The organism is Stenotrophomonas sp. YAU14A_MKIMI4_1, from assembly GCF_003086855.1.
In the GTDB taxonomy this organism is placed as follows: domain Bacteria; phylum Pseudomonadota; class Gammaproteobacteria; order Xanthomonadales; family Xanthomonadaceae; genus Stenotrophomonas.
Genome location: NZ_CP025998.1, coordinates 1,949,727 through 1,973,418 on the forward strand (window position 1 = coordinate 1,949,727; position 23,692 = coordinate 1,973,418).

Annotated in this window: 21 protein-coding genes; 10 read left to right on the forward strand and 11 right to left on the reverse strand. The window is 67.8% G+C overall.

What is annotated here, in order from left to right; translation table 11 throughout:
• Positions 1 to 13: 13 nt before the first annotated feature.
• On the forward strand, positions 14 to 2,632 hold the full coding sequence (locus C1931_RS09015; protein WP_108756068.1) for a glycoside hydrolase family 2 protein: 2,619 nt from the start codon (positions 14 to 16) through the stop codon (positions 2,630 to 2,632).
• Entirely contained in the window at positions 2,622 to 2,897 is a 276-nt protein-coding gene (locus tag C1931_RS20270) for a hypothetical protein (protein WP_159095459.1), read from the forward strand. The genes C1931_RS09015 and C1931_RS20270 overlap by 11 nt, the downstream gene beginning before the upstream one ends.
• A 216-nt stretch (positions 2,898 to 3,113) precedes the next feature.
• Here C1931_RS20270 and mtnC read toward each other — a convergent pair whose 3' ends face one another.
• The 5 genes from mtnC to C1931_RS09040 all read right to left on the reverse strand — a co-directional run bounded on the left by mtnC (position 3,114) and on the right by C1931_RS09040 (position 8,491).
• Positions 3,114 to 3,809 (reverse strand): acireductone synthase, encoded by a 696-nt coding sequence (gene mtnC / locus C1931_RS09020; RefSeq protein ID WP_108752960.1) that lies wholly within the window; start codon positions 3,807 to 3,809, stop codon positions 3,114 to 3,116.
• Positions 3,810 to 3,812: 3 nt separating this feature from the next.
• Complete coding sequence (locus C1931_RS09025; RefSeq protein WP_108756069.1) at positions 3,813 to 4,370, reverse strand: acireductone dioxygenase; 558 nt, start codon at positions 4,368 to 4,370, stop codon at positions 3,813 to 3,815.
• Between the two features lie 92 nt (positions 4,371 to 4,462).
• The gene (locus tag C1931_RS09030) at positions 4,463 to 5,104 is read right to left on the reverse strand and encodes a methylthioribulose 1-phosphate dehydratase (protein ID WP_108752962.1); all 642 of its coding nucleotides are present in this window, start codon (positions 5,102 to 5,104) and stop codon (positions 4,463 to 4,465) included.
• A gap of 404 nt (positions 5,105 to 5,508) precedes the next feature.
• The gene (locus C1931_RS09035) at positions 5,509 to 6,933 is read right to left on the reverse strand and encodes an amino acid permease (RefSeq protein ID WP_108756070.1); all 1,425 of its coding nucleotides are present in this window, start codon (positions 6,931 to 6,933) and stop codon (positions 5,509 to 5,511) included.
• Positions 6,934 to 7,015: 82 nt separating this feature from the next.
• Positions 7,016 to 8,491, reverse strand: coding sequence for an amino acid permease (locus C1931_RS09040; RefSeq protein WP_108749481.1), 1,476 nt, complete (start codon positions 8,489 to 8,491; stop codon positions 7,016 to 7,018).
• Positions 8,492 to 8,669: 178 nt separating this feature from the next.
• Between C1931_RS09040 and C1931_RS09045 the strand changes: the two genes are divergently transcribed.
• Positions 8,670 to 9,239 carry an NUDIX hydrolase gene (locus tag C1931_RS09045; protein ID WP_234412894.1) on the forward strand — a complete coding sequence of 190 codons (570 nt, stop codon included), beginning with the start codon at positions 8,670 to 8,672 and terminating at the stop codon, positions 9,237 to 9,239.
• Between the two features lie 70 nt (positions 9,240 to 9,309).
• Here the strand turns inward: C1931_RS09045 and serA are convergent, their stop codons facing one another.
• Complete coding sequence (gene serA / locus C1931_RS09050; RefSeq protein ID WP_108752966.1) at positions 9,310 to 10,551, reverse strand: phosphoglycerate dehydrogenase; 1,242 nt, start codon at positions 10,549 to 10,551, stop codon at positions 9,310 to 9,312.
• Between the two features lie 171 nt (positions 10,552 to 10,722).
• Here serA and C1931_RS09055 point away from each other — a divergent pair, with 171 nt between their 5' ends.
• From C1931_RS09055 to C1931_RS09070, 4 genes are all read left to right on the forward strand, one after another.
• Positions 10,723 to 12,111, forward strand: coding sequence for an FAD-binding oxidoreductase (locus C1931_RS09055; protein ID WP_108756072.1), 1,389 nt, complete (start codon positions 10,723 to 10,725; stop codon positions 12,109 to 12,111).
• Between the two features lie 61 nt (positions 12,112 to 12,172).
• Positions 12,173 to 12,472 carry a DUF2388 domain-containing protein gene (locus C1931_RS09060; RefSeq protein WP_108756073.1) on the forward strand — a complete coding sequence of 100 codons (300 nt, stop codon included), beginning with the start codon at positions 12,173 to 12,175 and terminating at the stop codon, positions 12,470 to 12,472.
• A gap of 10 nt (positions 12,473 to 12,482) precedes the next feature.
• Complete coding sequence (locus tag C1931_RS09065) at positions 12,483 to 14,312, forward strand: DUF4105 domain-containing protein (RefSeq protein ID WP_108756074.1); 1,830 nt, start codon at positions 12,483 to 12,485, stop codon at positions 14,310 to 14,312.
• Positions 14,313 to 14,405: 93 nt separating this feature from the next.
• Positions 14,406 to 14,828 (forward strand): hypothetical protein, encoded by a 423-nt coding sequence (locus C1931_RS09070; protein ID WP_108756075.1) that lies wholly within the window; start codon positions 14,406 to 14,408, stop codon positions 14,826 to 14,828.
• A 185-nt stretch (positions 14,829 to 15,013) separates the two neighbouring features.
• Here C1931_RS09070 and yeiP read toward each other — a convergent pair whose 3' ends face one another.
• The 5 genes from yeiP to C1931_RS09095 all read right to left on the reverse strand — a co-directional run bounded on the left by yeiP (position 15,014) and on the right by C1931_RS09095 (position 21,173).
• Positions 15,014 to 15,580, reverse strand: a complete 567-nt coding sequence (yeiP, locus tag C1931_RS09075; protein ID WP_108749488.1) for an elongation factor P-like protein YeiP — start codon at positions 15,578 to 15,580, stop codon at positions 15,014 to 15,016.
• A gap of 49 nt (positions 15,581 to 15,629) precedes the next feature.
• Positions 15,630 to 16,400 carry an SDR family NAD(P)-dependent oxidoreductase gene (locus C1931_RS09080; RefSeq protein WP_108752971.1) on the reverse strand — a complete coding sequence of 257 codons (771 nt, stop codon included), beginning with the start codon at positions 16,398 to 16,400 and terminating at the stop codon, positions 15,630 to 15,632.
• A 345-nt stretch (positions 16,401 to 16,745) separates the two neighbouring features.
• On the reverse strand, positions 16,746 to 19,310 hold the full coding sequence (locus tag C1931_RS09085; RefSeq protein ID WP_108756076.1) for an EAL domain-containing protein: 2,565 nt from the start codon (positions 19,308 to 19,310) through the stop codon (positions 16,746 to 16,748).
• Positions 19,307 to 20,200 (reverse strand): hydroxymethylglutaryl-CoA lyase, encoded by an 894-nt coding sequence (locus C1931_RS09090; RefSeq protein WP_108752973.1) that lies wholly within the window; start codon positions 20,198 to 20,200, stop codon positions 19,307 to 19,309. Before C1931_RS09090 ends, C1931_RS09085 begins: the two co-directional genes overlap by 4 nt.
• Positions 20,201 to 20,384: 184 nt before the next feature.
• Positions 20,385 to 21,173 (reverse strand): enoyl-CoA hydratase/isomerase family protein, encoded by a 789-nt coding sequence (locus C1931_RS09095; protein ID WP_108756077.1) that lies wholly within the window; start codon positions 21,171 to 21,173, stop codon positions 20,385 to 20,387.
• Between the two features lie 119 nt (positions 21,174 to 21,292).
• Between C1931_RS09095 and C1931_RS09100 the strand changes: the two genes are divergently transcribed.
• Genes C1931_RS09100 through C1931_RS09110 form a run of 3 tightly spaced genes read left to right on the forward strand, consistent with a single transcriptional unit; the run spans position 21,293 to position 23,651 of the window.
• Positions 21,293 to 21,547: a FeoA family protein gene (locus C1931_RS09100; protein WP_108756078.1), complete on the forward strand. Its 255-nt coding sequence runs from the start codon at positions 21,293 to 21,295 to the stop codon at positions 21,545 to 21,547.
• On the forward strand, positions 21,544 to 23,406 hold the full coding sequence (gene feoB / locus C1931_RS09105; RefSeq protein WP_108756079.1) for a ferrous iron transport protein B: 1,863 nt from the start codon (positions 21,544 to 21,546) through the stop codon (positions 23,404 to 23,406). Before C1931_RS09100 ends, feoB begins: the two co-directional genes overlap by 4 nt.
• Complete coding sequence (locus tag C1931_RS09110) at positions 23,406 to 23,651, forward strand: DUF6587 family protein (RefSeq protein ID WP_108756080.1); 246 nt, start codon at positions 23,406 to 23,408, stop codon at positions 23,649 to 23,651. Before feoB ends, C1931_RS09110 begins: the two co-directional genes overlap by 1 nt.
• The last annotated feature ends 41 nt before the right edge of the window (positions 23,652 to 23,692 follow it).

Sequence of the window (23,692 nt, forward strand, 5' to 3'; positions counted from 1 at the left end):
AGGAGTCTCACACGTGCACCGTCTTCCCCTCGCTGTCCGTCTGCTCCTGCTGCTGTTCGCGCTTGGCAGCGTCCCCGCTTTTGCCGCACCACTGTCGGCGCAGTGGGAATTCCGCATGCTGCCCGGCGATGCGCAGGGCGCCGCGCACCCCGGCCTGCAGCAGTGGCGCACGGCGCGCGTACCCGGCAGCGTGCATACCGACCTGCTGGCCCATGGCCTGATCCGCGACCCCTACGTGGGCGCGCCCGAGGCCGAGCTGCAATGGATCGGCCTGGCCGCCTGGGAATACCGCGCGCGCTTCGATATGGACGCGGCGACCTTGGCCAAGGCGCATGCCGAGCTGCGTTTCGACGGCCTGGATACCTATGCCGAGGTGCGCTTGAACGGCAAGCCGCTGCTGCGGGCCGACAATGCGCACCGCACATGGCGCGCGCGCGTGGAAGGGCGGCTGCGGCCCAGCGGCAATGAACTGCAGATCGTATTCCGTTCGCCCATCCGCACCCTGCTGCCGGGCGTACAGGCGATGCCGCACAAAATTGCCGGCAACTATCCCTCGCCCTACGGCGATGAGCCCAAGGACGCGATGGTCGGCAACTTCGCACGCAAGCCGGCCTACCATTTCGGCTGGGACTGGGGGCCGCGTTACGTGACCGCCGGTGTCTGGCGTGGCGTCGACCTGCAGGCCTGGGACACGCACCGCCTGACCGATCTGGCCGTGCGTACCGATGCCTTGGACGCGCAGCAGGCGCGGCTGGCCGTGCTGCTGCAGGTGGAGCAGGGCAATGCCGCCGGCTCGGCCAGGGTGGACGTGGAAGTGCGTGATCCCGACGGCCGCGTAGTGGCCACGGTGCAGCGCCCGGTGCTGTTGCAGCCCGGCCAGAACAGCGTGGAGATTCCGGTTGAACTGGCCGACCCGCGGCGCTGGTGGCCGGTGGGGCAGGGCGCGCAGGACCGCTACACGGTGCGCGCGCAGCTGGGCGCTGGCGGCGACCCTACACTCCAGCGCGAGCAGCGCATCGGCCTGCGCACGGTGGAACTGCGCCGCGAGAAGGACGAGAAGGGCGGGCAGGGTTTCGCCTTCGTCATCAATGGCGTGGAGACTTTCGCCAAGGGCGCCAACGTCATTCCGTTCGATGCGTTCCCGGCGCGGGTGGATGTGGCGCGCCTGCGCCAGGTGCTGACCGCCGCGCGCGATGCCAACATGAACATGCTGCGCAACTGGGGCGGTGGGTACTACGAGGACGACGCGTTCTTCGATATCGCCGACGAGCTGGGTCTGCTGGTCTGGCAGGACTTCATGTTCGGCGGTGGCATGCAGCCCGGTTACGATCCGGCGTTCCGCGCCAGCGTGGTGGCCGAAGCGCGCGACAACGTGCGGCGCCTGCGCCACCACCCCAGCATCGTGCTGTGGTGTGGCAACAACGAAGAAGAGACGGCCTGGAAGGATTGGGGCCATGGCCGCGACCTGAAGGCTGCCGACCCGGCGTTTGCCGCGCGGGTCTGGCAGGGCTATGTCGATCTGTTCGGCAACGACCTGCGCCAGGTGGTGGGCGAGGAAGGGCTGGGCGTGCCGTACTGGTCCAGTTCGCCCAGCAACGATCTGGACGAAAAAGCCAACGATTCCACCCGCGGCGACAAGCACTACTGGCAGGTCTGGGGCAATCCGGCGCTGCCGGTGCAGGCGTACCTGCAGGAGACGCCGCGCTTCATGTCCGAGTACGGCCTGCAGGCCTGGCCGTCGCTGGCAACGGTGGACCAGATCGCCACGCGCGCCGAACAGCGCATCGACAGCCCGGTCATCCGCGCCCACCAGAAGTTCATGGCCGGCGAGGGCAACAGCCGGCTGCTGCAGTACATCGAGCGTGGTTACGGAACGCCGAAGGACTTCGCGGACTTCGTCTACCTGAGCCAGGTGATGCAGGCCGATGGCATTGCATTGGCGGCGCTGCATCATCGCGCTTCGCGGCCGTACACCATGGGGTCGCTGTACTGGCAGCTCAACGATGTCTGGCCGGGTGCATCGTGGTCCAGCGTGGACTACTTCGGGCGCTGGAAGGCACTGCATTTCGCTGCGCGTCGTTTCTTCGCGCCGGTCACCCTGGCGGCCCTGCGTGACGAAGGCAGCACCCGCGTGCGCCTGATCAACGATGGCGCTGCAGTGGATGCGCGTTGGCGGCTGCGGGTGATGGACGTGGACGGCAAGGTGCTGCGCCGTCGCGAGGCGGCGGTGACGCTGGCTGCCGCCGGGGTCACCTCGGTGGGCGACTTCGGTGATGCCGAACTACTGGCCGGCGCCGACCCGTCGCGCACCGTGGCGGTGTTCGAACTGCTGCAGGATGGCAAGGTCAGTGCGCGGCAGGTGGTGGGCTTCGTTGAAGCCAAGGACCAGGCACTGCCGCGGCAGGCGTTGCGGGCCACGCTGGAGATCGAGGGCGATCACTATCGACTGCGACTGCAGAGCAAGGCGTATGTGCGCGCCGCCTGGATCGACTTCGGTGCGTTGGATGTGCAGGTGGAGGACAACCTGCTGGACGTGCTGCCGGGCGAGACGCGCGACATCGCCGTGCGCGGCCCGGTGGATCTGGCCGCGCTGCGCAGCGCCTTGCAGGTGAAAACCCTCAATGACCGTTGATGGCGGAACCCCCCGCTCTGGTAGGTGCCAACCTTGGTTGGCACATCAAGGGCATGCCAACCAAGGTTGGCATCTACCGATCACCGTTGGGCAGACGAATCCCGCTTTGGTAGGTGCCAACCTTGGTTGGCACCTCCAGGAGCATGCCAACCAAGGTTGGCATCTACCGGTGCCGGGCGAGACGCGCGACATCGCCGTGCGCGGCCCGGTGGATCTGGGCGCATTGCGTGCCGCCTTGCAGGTGAAAACCCTCAACGACCGTTGAGGGCGGAACACCCCGCACGGGTAGGTGCCAACCTTGGTTGGCACACCAGGAGCATGCCAACCAAGGTTGGCATCTACCGATCACCGTTGGGCAGACGAATCCCGCTTTGGTAGGTGCCAACCTTGGTTGGCACCTCCAGGAGCATGCCAACCAAGGTTGGCATCTACCGGGGGCTTCGGGCGCATGCCAACCAAGGTTGGCATCTACCCTCTGCAGTTACAGCTGGATCTGCTGGAAATTCTCGACCCGCTCGTGGCCGTTGGCGGCCTGGCCGGTACGCGGCAGCGGGTAATCGTCCAGGCGATCGATCAGGCGGGTCTGCAGCCCGGCCTCGCGCGCGGCGTCCAGCTCTTCCACTACATCGGACAGGAACAGGATCTCGCCGGCCGGCACGCCAATGGACTGCACGATGCGGCGGTAGCTGTCGGCCTCACGCTTGCCGCCCACTTCGGTATCGAACCAGCCCGACACCAGCGGGCTCAGGTCGCCTGCGTCGCTGAAACCGAAGAACAGCTTCTGCGCCGGCACCGAGCCGGACGAATACACGTACAGCGGCAGGCCCGAGGCGTGCCAGCCCTTCAGCACCGGCGCCACTTCCGGGTAGAAATGCGCGGTGTAATCGCCACGGCGGTAGCCGGTATCCCAGATCACGCCCTGCAGCGCCTTCAATGCGGTGTGCTTGCGGTCCTGGTCGATCCAGCCCTGCAGCGTTTCCACCACCAGGCTGTCTTGGCAGGCGCCGCCGATCTCGGTGGCCACCGCATCCAGCCAGCGGCGGATCTCCGGTTGCTGGCCGTGCTCGGCCACGAACGCCGGCAGGGCCTGGCGGGCGTAGGGGAACAGCACGTTCTTGACGAACGAAATGCTGCTGGTGGTGCCTTCGATGTCGGTCAGGATGACGCGGGGCTGCATGGATCAGGACGCCTGGGTAGGAATGTAACGCGGGAATTTCTGCGCGATGTCGGTGCCGGTGAAATGACCGACCCAGCCATCCGGCTCGGTGAAGAAACGGATCGCCACGAAGCTGGGCTCGTCGCCCATGTCGAACCAGTGCGTGGTGCCATCGGGCACCGCGATCAGGTCGTCCTTCACGCATTCGATCTCGTACACCTTGTCGCCCACGTGCAGGGTGAACAGGCCGGAGCCGGCGACGAAGAAACGCACCTCGTCTTCCTTGTGGAAGTGCTCGTCGAGGAATTTCTTGCGCAGTTCGGCGCGGTTCGGGTTGTCCGGGGCGATCGAGGCCACGTCCACGCTCTTGAAGCCGCGCTCGGCCACCAGTCGGTCGATGTCGGCGCGGTAGGCGGCGAACACCTCATCCTGGCTGGCGCCGGGGGCAACCGGCGCGGCGGCCTGCCAGCGCTCGAAGGTAACGCCGATCTTCTGCAGTTCGGCAGCGATGACCGCGCCGTCCTGGGTATCCAGCAGCGGCGAGTCGGGGCGGGTGTCGTCGTAGATGCGCAGTCGGCTCATGGCGGCAGCTTGAACATTCCGGGGGAAAGACAGGGTAGCAGGGTGCAGGCGGCGGCCAGATGGCCAATGGGCATGTGCCTGTGCGCGATGGTTCAGCCGCGCAGCTTGCGCAGTTCCAGTTCGCAGTGCAGCAGGAACTCGAAGGCTTCCATGTGGCGGCGGGCTTCGGCCATGTCGCGGCCCCAGGCGTACAGGCCGTGGCCGTCGATCAGGTAGCCCCACAGCGGCTGGCGGTCCAGCAGGTCATCGACCTGGGCCGAGAGCACGTTCATGTCCTGGGTGTTGGCGAACACCGGGATGTCGATGGCCATTTCGTGGGTGCTGTTGCCGGCGAAGGCCTTCAGCAGTTCGTAGCCTTCCACCCGGATGTGGCCCTGCGGGGCGTACAGGCGCGAGGCGATGGTCTGCACCGGGGAGTGGGTGTGCAGCACGCAGCCCACCTCGGGGAAGCGACGGTACAGCTGGGTGTGCAGCAGGGTTTCGGCGGACGGGCGCAGCGGGCGGCCGACGGCCTGGCCGTCGAAATCCACCACCATGATGTCGTCCTCGATCAGGCGGCCCTTGTCCTTGCCCGAGACGGTGATCGCGGCGTGGCGGTCGTCCAGGCGGTGGGAGAAGTTGCTGCTGGTGGCCGGGGTCCAGCCGGCCTGGGCCAGTTCGCGGACGTTGTCGATCAGCAGCTGGGCCAGTTCGCTCAGGCGCGCGGTGTCGTAGGGGAAGGTGGGGGCGTTCATGCGGGTGATTTTACTGGATTCGGCCAACGGCTGAGCCCCTCGTGGTTGGGTCGCCGTTCTGATTCCCTGGGTTGGCCGGGCGGGGTGGGCTGGCGGGACACGCCGTAAATCCGTCCATGGAGGCTCGTAGGCGCCTTGCTCGCGCGCGCAATCCTGCGCGCCCGGCAAGACCGGGGTTGGGCGTCCTGCCCAACCCGCCCGAGGCATGCCTCGGGCCCATGGCGCGTGCGGTCCCGCCAGCCCACCCCGCCCGGCCACGGACAGGTTCCGTGCGCGCCAGCCACGGAGTGAAGAGGGAAGAGCGGAAAGCGGGTCGCGGCGCTGCGCTTGCTCGCAGCCGAGCATGGCTCGGCTCTACAGGAGCATCGTTCGTCGGACAGCGTTCATCCACGCATGGCGTGGATCTACCCCCGCAGGCGGCTGTGCTTGAAGCCGTATCCGAAATAGATCACGAAACCGACGACGGTCCACACGCCCATCAGCATCCAGTTGTGCAGCGTCATCGCCGACAGCAGTGCCAGGCAGCTGATCACGCCCAGGCTGCAGACCAGCCAGGCCGCCGGAATGCGGAACGGGCGCGGCAGGTCCGGCTGGGTGCGGCGCAGGATCAGCACGCCGGCACACACCGCGGCGAAGGCGATCAGCGTACCCATCGAGGTGAGCTCGCCCAGGATATCCAGCGGGAACAGCGCCGCCAGCAGGGCGATGCCGATGCCGGTGATGACCGTATTGATGTGCGGGGTGCGGTACTTCGGGTGGATCTTGGTGAACACCGGCGGCAGCAGGCCATCGCGGCCCATGATCATGAAGATGCGCGGCTGGCCGATCACCATCACCAGCACCACCGAGGCCAGGCCGATCAGGGCGCCCACTTCCACCACCCAGCGCAGCCAGTCCAGCTGCGGATGCGCGGCCACGGCGGTCACCACCGGTTCGTCGGTGCCCAGCAGCTGGAACGGCACCAGGCCGGTCATGACCGCGGCCATGGCGATGTACAGCACGGTGCAGATCACCAGCGACAGCATCATGCCGATCGGCATGTCGCGCTGCGGGCGGTGCGATTCCTGCGCGGCCACCGACACGGCCTCGAAGCCGATGTAGGCGAAGAACACCATGGCCGCGCCGCGCAGCACGCCTTCCATGCCGTACTTGCCCGGGCCTTCGTTGGCCGGAATGAACGGGGTCCAGTTGCTGGTGTCCACGTACTTCCAGCCGACCACGATCACCAGCACGATCAGGCCGGTCTTGAGGATGACCATGGCCATGTTCATCGCCGAGGACTTGCTGATGCCCACGTAGCACAGCCAGGTGAGCAGCAGTACCAGGATGGCGGCGGGAATGTTGGCGATCGCGCCGGTCGGGCGCAGCTGTGCGTCCAGCGGCGCGCTGACCAGCGCGGCCGGTAGATGGATGTCGAACTGGCTGAGGAAGCTGAGGAAGTAGCCGGTCCAGCTGACCGCCACCGCCGAGGCCGACACGCCGTATTCCAGCACCAGCATCCAGCCGATGAACCAGGCCGACAGTTCGCCGAAGGTGGCGTAGGTGTAGGTGTAGGCGCTGCCGGACACCGGCACCATGGCGGCGAATTCGGCATAGGCCAGGGCGCAGAACGCGCAGCAGATCGCAGCCAGCACGAACGACAGCATGATGGCCGGGCCGGCGTGGTTGGCCGCGGCCTGGCCGGTGATGACGAAGATGCCGCCGCCGATCACCGCGCCGATGCCCAGCGCGGTCAGGCCCCAGGGGCCCAGGTGGCGGCGCAGGCTCAGCCCGTTGGCGTCTTCATGGGCGGCATGCGGATGCTTGGTGGCCCACAGTTGCTTGAACATGTGTGTCGGTCTTGTCGAAGCGCCGTTCGAGGCGGCGCGGGGGAAAACGGACGGGCCGGCGCAGGGCCGGCCCGTAGGGGGATCAGGGCGACTTGGCCAGCTTGCTGTTGCGCATGCCGTAACCCAGGTAGATCAGCATGCCCAGCACGGTCCAGCCGACGAACAGGTGCCAATGCACCACGAATGCCTGCCAGAACAGGAACAGGCAGGTGGCCGCACCCAGCGGGCAGATGATCCACACCGCCGGCACGCGGAACGGGCGATGCAGTTCCGGGCGGCTGTAGCGCAGCACCAGCACGCCGATGCAGACGGTGGCGAAGGCCAGCAGGGTGCCCATCGACACCAGTTCGCCCAGCACGTTCAGCGGCACCAGGCCGGCCAGCGCGGCGGCGATGACGCCGACCACGATCGTGGCCCAGTAGGGCGTGCGGAAGCGGGCATGCACCTTGCCGAAGAACTTCGGCAGCAGGCCGTCGCGCGAGATCGTGTAGGCGATGCGGGTCTGGCCCATCATCATCACCAGCACCACCGAGGACAGGCCGGCGATGGCGCCGATCTCGACGAAGGTCTTCAGCCAGGCCAGGGTCGGGTAGGGTTCCAGCGCGGTAGCCACCGGCTTGTCGGTGCCCAGCAGGTGGTACGGCATCATGCCGGTCAGCACCGCACAGACGATGATGTAGACCACGGTGCACACGGCCAGCGAACCGAGCAGCCCGATCGGCATGTTGCGCTGCGGGTCCTTGGTTTCACCGGCGGCGGTGGAGACCGCATCGAAGCCGATGTAGGCGAAGAACACGATGGTGGCCGCGCGGAAGATGCCACTCCAGCCGAACTCACCCGGCACGCCGGTGTTTTCCGGAATGAACGGCTGCCAGTTGGCCGGGTCGACATGGGCCGCGCCGATGCCGATGAACAGGCAGATGACGGTGACCTTGATCGCCACGATGATCGCGTTGACGAACGCGGACTGGGTCACGCCCACGTACAGCAGGCCCGACACGGCCGCCACGATCAGCACCGCCGGCAGGTTGAACAGCTTGCCCGACGATACGAATTCGCTGCCGGTCCAGGCAATGGGCGCGGCGCTGAGCAGGTCCGGGAACGGCATGTGCAGGGTGGTGGTGATGAAGCTGATCAGGTAGGCCGACCAGCCCACGGCCACCGAGGCCGAGGCGAACAGGTATTCCAGCACCAGGCACCAGCCGATGAACCAGGCCATGCCTTCGCCCAGGGTGGCGTAGGAATAGGAATAGGCGCTGCCGGACACCGGCATCATCGCGGCGAATTCGGCGTAGCACAGGCCCGCCAGGGCACAGGCGAAGCCGGCCAGCACGAACGACAGCATCACCGCCGGGCCGGCGTGGTTGGCCGCGGCCTGGCCGGTGAGCACGAAGATACCTGCGCCGATCACCGCACCTACGCCCAGCAGGATGAGGTGTTTAGCCGTGAGGGTCCGTTTCAACGTGGCTTCGCCGTCCAGGCTGCCTTCGATGGGTTCGCCAGCATCGACGTGCCCGGCCGGTTGTACCGGCTTGACCCTCAACAGAGCTTTCAGCATGCAGAACTTTCCTGATGATCGGATTGGGAGGGCTGCCGATACGTTGCCGGCGGCCTGGAATGGTGAAGGCCGTGCGAACGGCCCGCTGTACCTTAGCCAAAGCTGAAGCCACCGCACAAGCGCAATCGCAACAATGCGCGGCGATAATGGCCGATGTTTTCCAGATCGCCCCGCATTCATGAACGAATCCGTCCAATCCCTTGCCGTGCTTGATGATCGGCTGCGCAGCCTGCTGCAGGACTATGCCGGCCGGGAGCCGTCCCACGGCGAGCTGGCTGCCGAATTCGGCACATTGCTGGACGATCCGGAAGATCCGTTCCGTCGCGAGCGCCTGGCCGGGCATTTCACCGCCAGCTGCTGGCTGGTCAGCGCCGATGGCCAGCGCGTGCTGCTGACCCACCACCGCAAGCTGCAGCGTTGGCTGCAGCTGGGCGGGCATGCTGATGGCGACCGCGACCTGGCCCACGTGGCGCTGAAGGAAGGCGAGGAGGAGTCGGGCCTGACCGGCGTGGTGCTGGAAGACCCGGCCATCTTCGACCTGGACAAGCACTGGATTCCCGAACGCAAGGACGTGCCGGGGCATTGGCATTACGACGTGCGTTTCGTGATCCGTGCGCTGGGCGGTGAAGCCTTCGTGCTGAGCGAGGAATCGCTGGCGCTGGCCTGGCGGCCGGTGGCCGAGGTCGCGGCAGATCCGCAATCGGACGCATCGATGCAGCGCATGGCGCGCCGGTGGTTGGCGCGTTGATGCATTCCGCCGGGCATGGCCCGGCGCTACCGGTAGATCCACGCCATGCGTGGATGGCGCGGTGCCAGGGTCAATACAAAATGCGCGTCCGCAACGTGCCCGCAATCGCCGCCAGCTCGTCGCGCACGGCGCTGGCCTGTTCCTCGCTGGCGGTGATGTCGATCACCACGTAACCCACCTTCGGGTCGGTACGCAGGAACTGGCCGTCGATGTTCACGTTGTGACGCGAGAAGATCTCGTTCACCTTCGACAGCACGCCCGGCACATTCTGGTGGATGTGCAGCAAGCGCAGGCTGTCGGCATGCTCGGGCAGGGTCACTTCCGGGAAGTTGACCGCCGACAGCGTGCTGCCGTTGTCGCTGTAGCGCACCAGCTTGGCCGCCACTTCCACGCCGATGTTGTCCTGCGCTTCCAGGGTGCTGCCGCCCACGTGCGGGGTCAGGATCACGTTGTCGTGGCGGGTGAGCGGCGATTCGAAGATATCGCCGTTGCCCTTGGGCTCGACCGGGAACACGTCCAGCGCCGCGCCACCAATGTGGCCGCTGGCCAGGGCGGCATCCAGCGCATCGATATCGACCACGGTGCCGCGTGCGGCGTTGATCACGTGTGCGCCTTTGCGCATCTTGGCCAGCTCGGTGCTGCCGATCATCCACTGCGTGGACGCGGTTTCCGGCACGTGCAGGGTGATGATGTCGGCGCGCGCCAGCAGGTCATCCAGGCTGGCCGCGGCGCGGGCATTGCCCAGCGCCAGCTTGGTTTCCACGTCGTGGAAGATCACCTGCATGCCCAGCGATTCGGCCAGCACGCCCACCTGGGTGCCGATATGGCCGTAGCCGATGATGCCCAGGGTCTTGCCGCGCACCTCGTGGCTGCCGCTGGCCGACTTCGACCAGCCGCCGCGATGGCATTCGGCGTTCTTCTGCGGAATGCCACGGGTCAGCATGATCGCCTCGGCAATCACCAGTTCGGCCACGCTGCGGGTGTTGGAATAGGGGGCGTTGAACACCGGAATGCCGGCCAGCTCGGCCGCATCCAGGTCCACCTGGTTGGTGCCGATGCAGAAGCAGCCCACCGCGATCAGGCGCTTGGCCTCGGCCAGCACCTCGGCACTGAGCTGGCTGCGCGAACGGATGCCGACGATGTGTGCCTCGGCGATGCGCGCCTTCAGTTCGTCTTCGGGCAGGGCCTTGCTGTGGGCCTCGATCTGGCTGTAGCCGGCGGCGGTGAACACCTCCACGGCGGTCTGGCTGACCCCCTCCAGCAACAGTACGCGGATATCCTGCTTGGGAAACGAGGTCTTCTTCGGCGACATGGGACGGCACGGCCAGTGGGACAGGGGCCGCTCACTATGCCAGATCACCGCTGCCATGGTGCAGTGCAGAATTGGTTGCATTCGAACCTATCGCCGCGTGCCGACGGGACTGGACGCCCGCCCGCGCCGCTGGCACGCTTGCCCGTTCTTCACGCACCGCGCTGGACCGTCATGACCGATTCCCGCATCGCCTCGCTGCAGCAGGCCTGTCCCGGCCTGAAGCTGAAGACCGAGCCCGCCGACCTGGAACACTACGGCCGCGACTGGACCCGGCGCTGGACCCCGGCACCGCTGGTCATCGCGCTGCCCGCCACGGTGGAAGAGGTGCAGGCGGTGATGTGCTGGTGCGCGGCCGAAGGCGTGGCCGTGGTGCCCTCCGGTGGCCGTACGGGGCTGTCCGGCGGCGCGGTGGCGGCCAACGGCGAGCTGGTGCTCAGCCTGGAGCGCATGAACAAGGCGCTGGCCTACGATGCCGTGGACCGTACCCTGGTGGTGCAGGCCGGCATGCCGCTGGAAGCCCTGCACAACGCCGCGCTGGAACACGGCCTGATCTACCCGGTGGATTTTGCCGCGCGCGGTTCCTGCTCGATCGGCGGCAACATCGCCACCAATGCCGGCGGCATCCGCGTGATCCGTTACGGCAACACCCGCGAGTGGATCGCCGGCCTGAAGGTGGTGACCGCCAACGGCGAGCTGCTGGAGCTCAACAAGGGGCTTATCAAGAACTCCAGCGGCTACGACTTCCGCCAGCTGCTGATCGGTTCGGAAGGCACGCTGGGCGTGATCGTGGAAGCCACCGTGAAGCTGACCGACCCGCCGCCGGCCAGCAACGTGATGCTGCTGGCGGTGCCCAGCTTCGACGTGCTGATGCAGGTGTTCGCCGCGTTCCGCGCGCGCCTGCAGCTGCAGGCCTTCGAATTCTTCACCGACCGGGCGCTGGAACACGTGCTGGCGCATGGGGCGCAGGCACCGTTCGACGAAGTACACCCGTACTACGTGGTGACCGAGTTCGCGGCCAACGACGAGGCGCAGGAAGCCGCGGCGATGGCCGCCTTCGAAGACTGCATGGGCAATGGCTGGGTCAGCGACGGCGTGATCAGCGCCAGCGATGCCCAGGCGGGCCAGCTGTGGCGCCTGCGCGAGGGCATCACCGAAGCGCTGGCCCGCTACAAGCCGTACAAGAACGATGTATCGGTGCGGATTTCGGCCATGCCGGCGTTCCTGGCCGAAACCCAGGGGCTGATCGGCCAGGCCTACCCGCATTTCGACGTGGTCTGGTTCGGCCATATCGGCGATGGCAACCTGCATATCAACGTGCTCAAGCCCGATGACACCAGTGATGCCGATTTCGTAACGCAGTGCGAGCATGTGACCAAGCTGCTGGCGCAGGTGCTGGCGCGCTTCGATGGCAGCATTTCCGCCGAGCACGGCATTGGCCTGGTCAAGAAGGGTTACCTGGACAGCACCCGTGGCCCAGCCGAGATCGCGTTGATGAAGGCGGTCAAGCGCGCCTTCGATCCGGAAGCACGGCTGAATCCCGGCAAGCTGTTCGACGTCTGAGTCGCACATCTTCTTCACGATGCCGTTACGCTTCACCCATCCCCACTGCGAACCGCACACCATGATCCGATCCGCGCTGATGCTTGCCCTGCTGTCCCTGCCGCTGGCCGGCTTCGCTTCCAGCTTCGCCGGTACCTCGGCCGGTTCGGCCACCGGCGCCTCGTCCGGTTCGTCAGGCAGCAGCTCCGGTGATGACAAGGTGGTGCTGGCCGCGCGCGATGATGCGGCCGCCTTCGTGGCCACCGATGGCCAGATCCGTGGTGCGCGCCTGCAGGCGGCGCTGGTGCACCTGCGCGAGCAGGATGCCGGCGCGCAGCAGCAGAGCGATCTGGAACTGGCGCGGGCACTGCTGGCCCGTTGATGCGGGCGCAATGAGCTCGGCCACCACCGTCGCCGGGCATGGCCCGGCGCTACCGTGGCGCGCTGCGGTGGCGGTCGGGATTGCCGTGATGGCGTGGTTGGTGGCGCCGGCCGCACATGCCGCCGAGCGCCTGCAACTCGACCCGGCCGGACTGACCGCCGCGCAACAGCACACCGCGCAGCAGACCCTGGACGATGTGCAGGCCCTGCTGCCTGCCGGTCTGCTGCAGGCACTGCCAGAGCCGGTGCGGGTGGGCTGGCGTACCGACCTGCCGTCGGACGTGCATGGCCGTGCGTTCGCCGGCGGCATCGCGCTGCGTCGCGCGCTGCTGGATGACGTCGCGCCGGGCGCACGCCGCGCGCGGCGCAGTGCGCTGGTGCACGAGCTGGTGCACGTGGCCGATCGCGCAGACGGGCAATGGTCACGCAGCGCGCGTTGGCGAGACCTGGCCGGCTGGCAGCGGCGGCCCTGGCACCTGGGACGGGGTGACAACGCGTTCACCGATCGCAGCCCGGATGCCTACGAGCGCCACAGCGTGGCCGAGTACCTGGCGGTGAACGCCGAATACTTCCTGCTGGATGCAGATTACGGTTGCCGCCGCCCGGCGTTGGCGCAGTGGTACCGCGCCCACTTCGGTGTGCCGCCGTCGCTGCCCGCACCGCAGTGCCCGGTGCAGCTGCCACTGTTGCAGGCCGACGATGAAGAAGGTGCAGCCTCGCTGCTGCGCCTGGACCCGGCGCGGGTGTACGCGGTGGACTACCTGTTTGCCGAGGGCAGTGCGCAGCCGATGAGCCGCTGGGGCCACAGCATGCTGCGCCTGGTGATCTGTCGCCCGGGCCGCGCGCCTGGCCCAGATTGCCGTTTGGATCTGGCCTACCACCGCGCGCTGTCGTTCCGCGCGTTCGTGGGGGATGTGCAGATTTCCAACTGGCGCGGGCTGACCGGCGGCTACCCCTCGCGCCTGTTCGTGCTGCCGTTGCAGCAGGTGGTGGACGAGTACACCAAGGTGGAGCTGCGCGGCCTGCAGTCACTGCCGTTGCAGCTGGACCGCGGCGAGATCGCCAGTCTGCTGGAACGCACCGCGCAGGTGCACTGGAGCTACGACGGCCGCTATTTCTTCGTCAGCAACAACTGCGCGGTGGAAACCGCCAAGCTGCTGCAGGCCGGCGTGCCACGCCTGGGCCAGGTGGGCCTGGCGCAGTTGACGCCGCGCGGCCTGCGCAAGCGTCTGGTGCGCGTGCAGGCGCTGGATGAAACGGTACTGGCCGACCGTGCATCGGCACAGGCGCAGGGCTATTACTTTGCCTCTGCGCGCGATCACTACCAGCAGTTGTTCACGGTGGCGGCCACGCAGCTCGATCTGCCGGCGGACACGGTATCGGGTTGGTTGAAGCTTGCGCCGGAACAGCGTGTGCCCTGGCTGCAGCGCGGCGATATGCGCGCCACCGCCGCCCTGCTGTTGCTGGAACAAGCGGCGCAGCGCCGGGCCGAATTGCGCGCCCGCGACCTGCTGAAGCGGCGGTTGCTGGCGGCACCTGACAGTGCGGCCACCGCGGACCTGCGCAGCCTGCTGCAGCAGAGCGGGCAGTGGCTGCGTCCGGGTGCGCTGCTGCCGGGGCAGGGCTACGGGCTGCCGCTTGACGACGAACAGGCCGCGCTGGCACGCGAGGTCGCGCAGGCCAGTGCGCAGTCGGTGCCGGCCTGGCAGGCGCTGCGCCTGCAGTTGCGCGCGCAGCTGCCGCCGAAGCAGCGCCAGCAGATGGATGCGATTGATGCCAACCTGGCCGTGCTGTCCACCCGGCTGCGCGAGCAGGCCGCGTCTGCTGGCGACCCTGCCTGAACCGTGCGTCAGTGCGCAGGGCCCGGTTTCAGTGCCCGTTTACAGCGCAGTGGTAGGGTCAGGGTTCCTGTAGTTGCGACAAGGAGCCACGCCATGCGTGCAGTTTCCGCCTTGATGGCCGTCTCCCTCGCCGCTGTGCTGGCCGCGTGCCAGCCCGCGCGCCCCACCTCGAGTGCATCCCCGGAAGCGCCCGCATCGGGCACGACGGCAGGCAGCGAGCCTGTTTTCCGCGCGACCGGCAATGAGCCGGGCTGGCTGGCCGTTGTCGGCGGACCGGCGCCGGGCCTGCAGGTTGAAGTGGATTATGGCCAGCGCCGTTTCCAGGTGCCGACGCCGACCGAAGGTGCCGATGGCTGGGTGGGTAAGGCCACCGATGGCACCGATATCAAACTCAGCTTCCAGCGCACGCCCTGTCAGGACGACATGAGTGGGCAGGATTTCGACGCCACCGCCATGCTGACCGTGGGCACCCGCCAGTATCACGGCTGCGGCCGCTTCGCCGCGCCCGCCCCGTAGCGTCGAGCTTGCTCGACGGCATTGCCCGAACGCGCGTGGTCGGCCGCGCGTTTCTGGTAGGCGCCAACCTTGGTTGGCACGCCCGTTCCTGGTAGGTGCCAACCTTGGTTGGCACACTTGGAGCAGTCGAGCAAGCTCGACTCTACGAACAGCGGTAGCGCCGGGCCATGCCCGGCGCAGGGCGCTCAGTCGGCGCGGCCGGCGAATTCGCCGGTGGTGGTGTTCACCAGCACGCGCTCACCGTTGCTGATGTATTCCGGCACCATGATTTCCAGACCGGTATTCAGCTTGGCCGGCTTCGGGCGCTTGGTGGCGGTGCCGCCCTTCAGTTCCGGCGGGGTTTCCACCACTTCCAGGGTCACGTTCTGCGGCAGCTGGATCGCCACCGGCAGTTCGTCGATCACCTGCACGTAGATGCCGTTCAGGCCGTCGGTGATGTAGCCGGCGTCGTCGCCGATCACATCGGCATCCAGGGTGTACGGGGTGTAATCCTCGTCATCCAGGAACACGAAGGCATCGCCATCCTTGTACGAATAGGTGGACTGGCGACGCAGCAGTTCCACTTCGACCAGGTTGTCATCGGCATCGAAGCTGGCATCGAGCTTGTTGCCGCCCGGCACGCTGTACATGATGAAACGGAAGCGCACGTTGCCGCCGCGGCCCTGCGGCGAGCTGCGTTCGATGTCGCGGATCTGGTACACGCCGTTGTTGTACTCGACGACGTTGCCCTTCTTGATGTCGTTGGCTTTCATGGTGTTCTAGGTCGGTTGGGGGAGGGCGCCATCCCGGCGCCCGGGGGAATCACTTCGGAGCGAGGCGGGTAGCGCCGTCCAGGCGGATGGTCTCGCCATTGAGGTAGGTGTTGCCGATGATGTGGCCGACCAGACTGGCGAAGTCTTCCGGCTTGCCCAGGCGCGAGGGGAACGGGATCGAGGCGGCCAGCGACTGCTGCACGGCCTCGGGCATGCCGTCCACCATGGGCGTCCAGAACACGCCGGGGGCGATGGTGTTCACCCGGATGCCGAAGCGCGACAGTTCGCGGGCCATCGGCAGGGTCATGGCGACCACGCCGCCCTTGCTGGCCGAGTAGGCGGCCTGGCCGATCTGGCCTTCGTAGGCGGCCACGCTGGCGGTGTTGATGATCAGGCCGCGTTCGCCGTCATCGCCGGCCGGGTTGTGCTGCATGCGGTTGGCGGCGGCCTTGGCCACGTTGAAGCTGCCCACCAGGTTGACCATGACCGTGCCCTGGAAGTTGGCCAGCGGCATCGGTGCCTCCTTGCCCAGCACGCGGCCGGCACCGAGGATGCCGGCGCAGTTCATGGCCAGGTTCAGCCCGCCCAGGAAATCGTGTGCCTGGTCGATGGCGGCGGCCACGGCCGCTTCATCGCTGACATTGACGTTGAAGTAGCGGGCCTTGTCGGCGCCCAGTGCGGCGACCGCGGCGGCACCCTTGTCGTCGTTCAGATCGAACAGGGCGACCTTGCCACCGTGGGCGACCAGGTGTTCGGCCACGGCCAGGCCCAGGCCGGAAACGCCGCCAGTGATCACGGCACGTACGGAAGACAGCTGCATTGCACGGTCCTGCAGGTTCAAGAACCGCCGATTCTAACGGAAGGTGCGGCGTGCGCTGTTGTGCGGTGCTGCAAAGGCGGGTGGGATAGGTGGTTTACGTAGCGTCGAGCTTGCTCGACTGTTCCAGCAGTGCCAACCAAGGTTGGCACCTACCAGGCGGGAAATCGTGCTAACCAAGGTTGGCACCTACCGGGCGGGGAATCGTGCCGACCAAGGTTGGCACCTACCGGGCGGGAAATCGTGCCAACCAAGGTTGGCACCCACCGGGGTAGGGAAGGTTGGCACCCACCGGGGTGGGGAAGGTTGGCACCTGCCGGGGTGGTATTGGCGCCGAGAGGGGCGGGGTCAGCGGCTGCGGGCCAGGTGGCGCTCGAACTCGGTCGGCTCCAGCCCGTGGGCGAACAGGAAGCCCTGGCCGACGGTCACGCCCAGGTCGAGCAGGCACTGCCGCTGGGCCTCGTTTTCCACGCCTTCGGCCACCACGCCCAGGCCCAGGCTGCGGGCGATCGCGCAGACCGCCTCGCACACCGCCACGTCCGAGCGGTTGCGTGGAATGCCTTCCACGAACAGCTGGCTGAGCTTGAGCCCGTGGATCGGCAGCCGACGCAGGTAGTTCAGTGCGCTGTAGCCTTCGCCGAAATCGTCGATGGTCAGCATCACCCCCATCTCGCGCAGGCGGGCGAACGTGCGCAGGGTATCGGGTGCGTCCTCGATCAGCACCCGCTCGGTGAATTCCAGCTCCAGCGCGGTACCGGGCAGTTCGAACTCGTCCAGCAGGCTGCGCACGTTGCGCGCCAGGTCGTCGCCGGTGAACTGGCGGTAGGACACGTTCACCGCCACCCGCAACACGCCCAGGCCGTCGTCGCGCCACTGCCGCACCTGGCGGCAGGCCTCGCGCAGGGCCCAGTGGCCGATGCGCACGATGTCGCCGGTGTGTTCGGCATGGCGGATGAACAGGTCCGGGCGCATTTCCCCCAGCTGGCTGTTCTGCCAGCGCATCAGTGCCTCGCAGCCGATGGTGGCGCCGGTGCGCAGGTTCACCTGGGGCTGGTAGACCAGGCGGAACTCATCGCCGTCCAGCGCCTTGTGCAGGCGGCTTTCGATCTGCAGACGGTCATTCTGGCGCTCGGCCAGTTCCTGCGAAAACACCTGCCAGCCGTTGCGGGTGCGGCGCTTGCACTCGTACATGGCGGTGTCGGCATTCTGGATGAGCTGCTGCGGCCGGTCGCCATCCTGCGGGGCGCAGGCAATGCCGATGCTGGCCGTCACCGGGAACTCGTCGCTGCCCAGCTGGAAGGGCGGCACGAAGGCGGTGATGATGCGCTCGGCCAGTTGTTCGGCCTGGTCGGGCTGGTCGCGCAGATCGCAGATGACCAGGAATTCGTCGCCACCAAACCGGGCCAGCAGGCCCTCGGTGCCGATCGCGCGGGCGATGCGTTGGGTGGCTTCGATCAGCAGCTCGTCGCCGGCGTTGTGGCCCAGCAGGTCGTTGACCACCTTGAAGCGGTCCAGGTCGATGTACAGCACCGCCACCCGGTCGTGGCCGGGGCTGGCCATGCGCACCTCCAGGTCGCTCAGTACCGCATCGCGGTTCATGATGCCGGTCAGCGGATCGGTGCGTGCCTGCACGCGCAGGGTTTCCTCGGCCTGCTTGCGCTCGGTGATGTCCTGCAGGGTGCCGGCGATGCGCGCGGCATCCACATCGCCGGTAGAGACTTCGCCGATCATGCGGATCCAGAACGAATGGCCGTCGCGGCGCTGCCCCTGCAGCTCCAGCCCGAAGCTGCTGCGGTGCTCGATGGTGTCGGCCAGCGCCTGCTGCAGGGCCGCACGGTCATCGCTGCGCAGGCAGTCCAGCAGGTCGGGCATGTCCTGCACGTCGTTGGGCTGGCCGACGATGTGGCGGGCCTCGTCGGTCAAGTACAGGCGCTGCAGGCCGCGGTCCCATTCCCAGCCGCCGATATGGGCCAGCGACTGCGCGCGCGCGAACAGCAGGCTGTTGCGCTTCAGTTCGGTAATGTCGCTGAACATCGCATACACATGCCCGGCCTCGTCGCAGCCACTGCTGAACACCGGCACGTTGGTGCACGACAGCCACAGCATGCGCCCGCGCGGGCGGTGGTACAGGCCGATCACGGTGCTGCGGATCACCCGCCCGGCCTGGAAACAGCGGTTGGTCGGCCACATGGCGGTCGGCAGCGGCTGGCCGTGTTCGTCCACCACGATCCAGGCCTCGGGGTCCAGCAGCGAGTGCAGGCCGGTGCCATCGCCGGCCAGGCCCAGGATGCGGTGCGCGGCCGGGTTGGCCGACAGGGCGTTGAGGTTGCGATCAAACAGGATCACGCCCTTGTCGATCGATTCCATCAGCAGCCGGTATCGCGATTCGGCGCGCCAGCGACCACTGAGGTCGCGCGCCACCGCCACGATGCAGCGCTCGCCCCGGTCGCTGAAGCCGGCCGAGTGCACTTCCACCGGGAAGCGGCTGCCGTCGCCGCGCATGTTGGTCACTTCGATGACGTAGGTGTCGCCGCGGTTCAATGCCTCCCAGACCGGTTCCAGATGGTCGCTGGGCAGGTCGGGGTTCAGCAGTTCGATGGGCTGGCCGACGATGGCGTCGCGCGGGCGGTCATAGGCCTGGATGCCGGCACGGTTCACATCCAGCACCACGCCTTCGGCACTGAGGATGCTGACCGGGTCGGGCACCGCGTCGAACAAGGCGGTGTAGCGCGATTGATGGTCCTGGGCGCGCTGGCGCTCGTCCAGCAGGGCCTGGCGGGCCTGTTTCAGCAGTGCGGCCAGCGCGGGCGGCGGGGTGGCGGCCAGCGCGCTGTCCAGTGCGGCCAGGGCGACGTCGGTTGCGGCGGAAGGTTCGCCGAGGGCCGGACGGTCGCGCGGGCCGCGGGCGGTCATGTGGCCGCCAATGCCTGGCCGGTGCGGCTGGCGGTGGTGCGGCCCAACAGCCCGGCCAGCCAGCGGCCGGTGGCGGCCAGGGCATCCAGATCCACCCCGCTTTCCAGGCCCAGACCGCGCAGCAGGTAGACCACGTCTTCGCTGGCCACGTTGCCGCTGGCACCCTTGGCATAGGGGCAGCCGCCGGCGCCGGACACCGCGCTGTCGACCACGCGCACGCCTTCTTCCAGGCAGGTGGCGATGTTGGCGATGGCCTGGCCATAGGTGTCGTGGAAGTGCACGGCCAGCGCGGACATGGGAATTTCGGCGGCTACCGCCTGCAGCATGGCGCGGGCCTTGTGCGGGGTGCCGACGCCGATGGTGTCGCCCAGCGAGATTTCGTAACAGCCCATGCGGTGCAGTGCGCGGGCCACCCACACCACGTCGGCCAGCGGCACCTCGCCCTGGTAGGGGCAGCCGAGCACGGTGGACACGTAGCCGCGCACGCGCACGCCGTCGACCAGGGCGCGGCGCAGGATCGGCTGGAAGCGGGCCAGCGATTCGTCGATGCCGGCATTGGTGTTCTTGCGGTTGAAGGTTTCCGATGCGGCGGTGAACACCGCCACTTCCTGTGCGCCCGCCGCCACGGCGCGGTCGTAGCCCTGCTCGTTGGGCACCAGTACCGGGTAGGCCACGCCGGGGCGGCGGCTGATGCCGGTGAAGACCTCGGTCGCATCGGCCAGCTGTGGTACCCAGCGCGGGCTGACGAAGCTGGTGGCCTCGATGCTGCGCAGGCCGGTGGCCGACAGGCGATCGATCAGGGCGATCTTGTCGGCGGTGGACACGGTCTGCTGTTCGTTCTGCAGCCCGTCGCGCGGGCCGACTTCGACGATGCGTACGAAATCGTTCATGCGCGTGCCCCGGCAGTGCCCAATGCAGGGCAGGTGTCATCGGCAGCAGTGGGGCAGGGCAGCGGGAATCGGATCACGTCGGGTCCTGGGGAAACGGGGCGGCCGGTTGTTCCGGCTGCCAGAGGGGATACGCAGGCCGCCCATATGACCGGCCACGCGGTGTGGGTAGCGTGCAGGAAACAGCTCAGGCTTCGGTGACCCAGTGTGGCGCACGTTTGTCCAGGAAGGCGCCCAAGCCCTCCTGGCCTTCGGCCGACACCCGCAGGCGGGCGATCAGGCTGGCATTGTCATGGTCCAGGCGGTCGCGGTCGCGGCTCTCGCAGACCTGGCGGACCAGCTGCTTGGCCGACGCGGCGGCAATCGGGCCGGCCTTGTCCAGCAGGGCCAACTGGCGCTGCAGGGCGTCGTCCAGGCGGTCCGGCTCCACCAACTGGTGGACCAGGCCGATGCGCAGGGCGGTGTCGGCGTCGAAGTGCTCGCCGGTGGCGAACCAGCGCCGGGCCTGGCGGGCGCCGATGGCCTGGATCACGTAGGGCGAAATGACCGCCGGAAGGAGCCCCAGCCGGCTTTCGGTCAGGCCGAAGCGGGCGCTGGTGCTGGCCAGGGCGATATCGCAGCAGGCCACCAGGCCCACCCCGCCACCGAAGGCGGCGCCATGCACCCGCGCCAGGGTCGGCTTGGGCAGCTCGTCCAGGGTGCGCATCAGCCGTGCCAGGGCCAGCGCGTCGTCGCGGTTTTCCGCTTCGCTGGCCGCGGCCATGCCGCGCATCCACTGCAGGTCGGCGCCGGCCGAGAACGAGGCGCCATGGCCGGCCAGCACCACCACCCGTACCCCGTCATCGCGCCCCGCTTCCTCCAGTGCCGTGGTCAGCTGGGCGATCAGCCCGGCGTCGAAGGCATTGTGCAGGGTCGGCCGGTTCAGCCAGAGGGTCAGGGTGGCGCCAGTGCGCTCGATCTGCAAAGCATCGTTCATGGGAATCCAGGGTCACTTCATACCTGTATGGATCATAGCGGGCCATTGGTCATGGGCCATGACGCGACGCGGGAATGTTAGAATCGAGAACCATTTACATCCAGCAGAGAACGCGCTAGATGACGCTGTCCGAACTGCCCCTGCACACCCCGGCCGAGGTCGATTCCGTGCAGGACCTGCACGCCAACGATGCCATTGCCCGCCGCCTGCGCGAGCTGGGCTTCGTCAAGGGCGAGGAGGTGCGTCTGGTGGCCAAGGGCCCGGTGGGGGGCGAGCCGCTGCTGGTGCAGGTCGGCTTCACCCGTTTCGCCCTGCGTATCTCTGAAGCCAAGCGCGTCGTGATCGATGCCGCCCGCCAGGAAAGCCGCGCATGACCAGCAACGCCTCCGCCACGCCGCTGCGCATTGCGCTGGTCGGTAATCCCAACAGCGGCAAGACCGCGCTGTTCAACCAGCTGACCGGCAGCCGGCAGAAGGTGGCCAACTACACCGGCGTCACCGTCGAGAGGAAGGAAGGCCGCCTGCGCGCGCCGTCCGGCCGCGAGTTCGCCGTGCTCGACCTGCCCGGCGCCTACAGCCTGCAGCCGGCCAGCCTGGACGAGGCGATCACCCGCGATCTGTGCCGGGGTTTCTACCCGGGCGAGGCCGCGCCGGACGTACTGCTGTGCGTGATCGACGCCACCAACCTGCGCCTGCACCTGCGCTTCGCGCTGGAACTGCGCGAGCTGGGCAAGCCGATGGTGATCGCGCTGAACATGGTCGATGCCGCGCAGCGCCGTGGCATCCAGATCGATGTGGCCGCGCTGGAGCGCGAGATCGGCGTGCCGGTGGTGGAAACCGTAGCGGTGCGCAAGCAGGGCGCGCGTGCGCTGGTCGAGCGGCTGGATGCCATGGTGCCGCACCTGGATGCGCCGCTGGTTGGCGTAGAGGGCGGCATCGATTACCACGCCAAGGTGCGCGACATCCTGTCGGCGGCCGTGCGCATGCCCGCACGCACCGCGAAGATCGATGACACCCTGGACCGCTGGCTGCTGCACCCGGTGTTCGGCCTGGCCACCCTGGTGGTGGTGATGTTCCTGATCTTCCAGGCGGTGTTTGCGTGGGCGACCCCGCTGATGGACGGCATCGAAGCCGGGTTCGCCTGGCTGGGCGAACTGGCCGCCGACGCGCTGCCGGCCGGGCCGCTGACCAGCCTGCTGACCGACGGCATCATTGCCGGCGTGGGCGGGGTGGTGGTGTTCCTGCCGCAGATCCTGATCCTGTTCGCCTTCATCCTGGCCCTGGAAGAGTCCGGCTATCTGCCGCGCGCGGCGTTCCTGCTGGACCGCATGATGGCCGCCGCCGGCCTGTCGGGGCGCTCGTTCATCCCGCTGCTGTCCAGCTTTGCCTGCGCCGTGCCGGGCATCATGGCCACCCGCAGCATCCAGGACCCGCGTGACCGCCTGGCCACCATCCTGGTGGCGCCGCTGATGACCTGCTCGGCGCGCCTGCCGGTGTACGCGCTGCTGATCGGCGCCTTCATCCCCGAGGGCAAGGTCGGCATCTTCAACCAGCAGGGCCTGGTGCTGTTCGGCCTGTACGTGGCCGGCATCCTCAGCGCGCTGGTGATGTCGTGGGTGATGAAGAAGTGGCGCCGCGACAAGAGCGAGCACCCGCTGCTGCTGGAACTGCCGTCCTACCGCATTCCGCACCCGCGCGACCTGGCCGTGGGCCTGTACGAGCGCGGCATGATCTTCCTCAAGCGCGTGGGCGGCATCATCCTGGCGCTGACCGTGCTGCTGTGGTTCCTGCTGTCCTTCCCCGGTGCGCCGGAAGGGGCGACCATGCCGGCCATCGATTACAGCTTTGCCGGGCAGATCGGCCATGCGATGACGGCGATCTTCTCGCCGCTGGGCTTCAACTGGCAGATCTGCATCGCGCTGATCCCGGGCATGGCCGCGCGCGAAGTGGCGGTGTCTTCGCTGGCCACCGTGTATGCGCTGTCGGCCGCCGATGACGATGCCGCAGCGCAGGCGCTGACCCCGCTGCTGAGCGATGGCTGGTCGCTGGCCACCGGTCTGTCGCTGCTGGTGTGGTTCATCTATGCGCCCATGTGCATTTCCACCCTGGCCACCATCAAGCGCGAAACCAATTCGTGGAAGCAGATGGGCTTTGCCACCGTGTACCTGTTCGCTGCGGCCTACGTGGCGGCGCTGATCACCTACCAGGTGACCGTGGCGCTGGGGGGCGGCTGATGACCGCCGGGCTGCTGATCCAGTACCTCATCATCGCCCTGGCCGTGCTGGTCAGTGCGTGGGTGGTGCTGAAGAAGCAGTTCCCGGGTGCGGCGCGCAGGCTGCGCGGCAGTGTGGCGCTGGCGCTGCTGAAGCCGGGCCGCCCGGGGTGGATGCAGGTGCTGGGGCGGAAGATCGCGCCGCCGGCCAGCGGTGGCGGTGGCGCTTGCGGCGGCTGCGACAGCTGCGGACCGACCAAGCGGTAGAGTCGAGCTTGCTCGACTGCCGTTTGCGTGTTCGCGGGGCC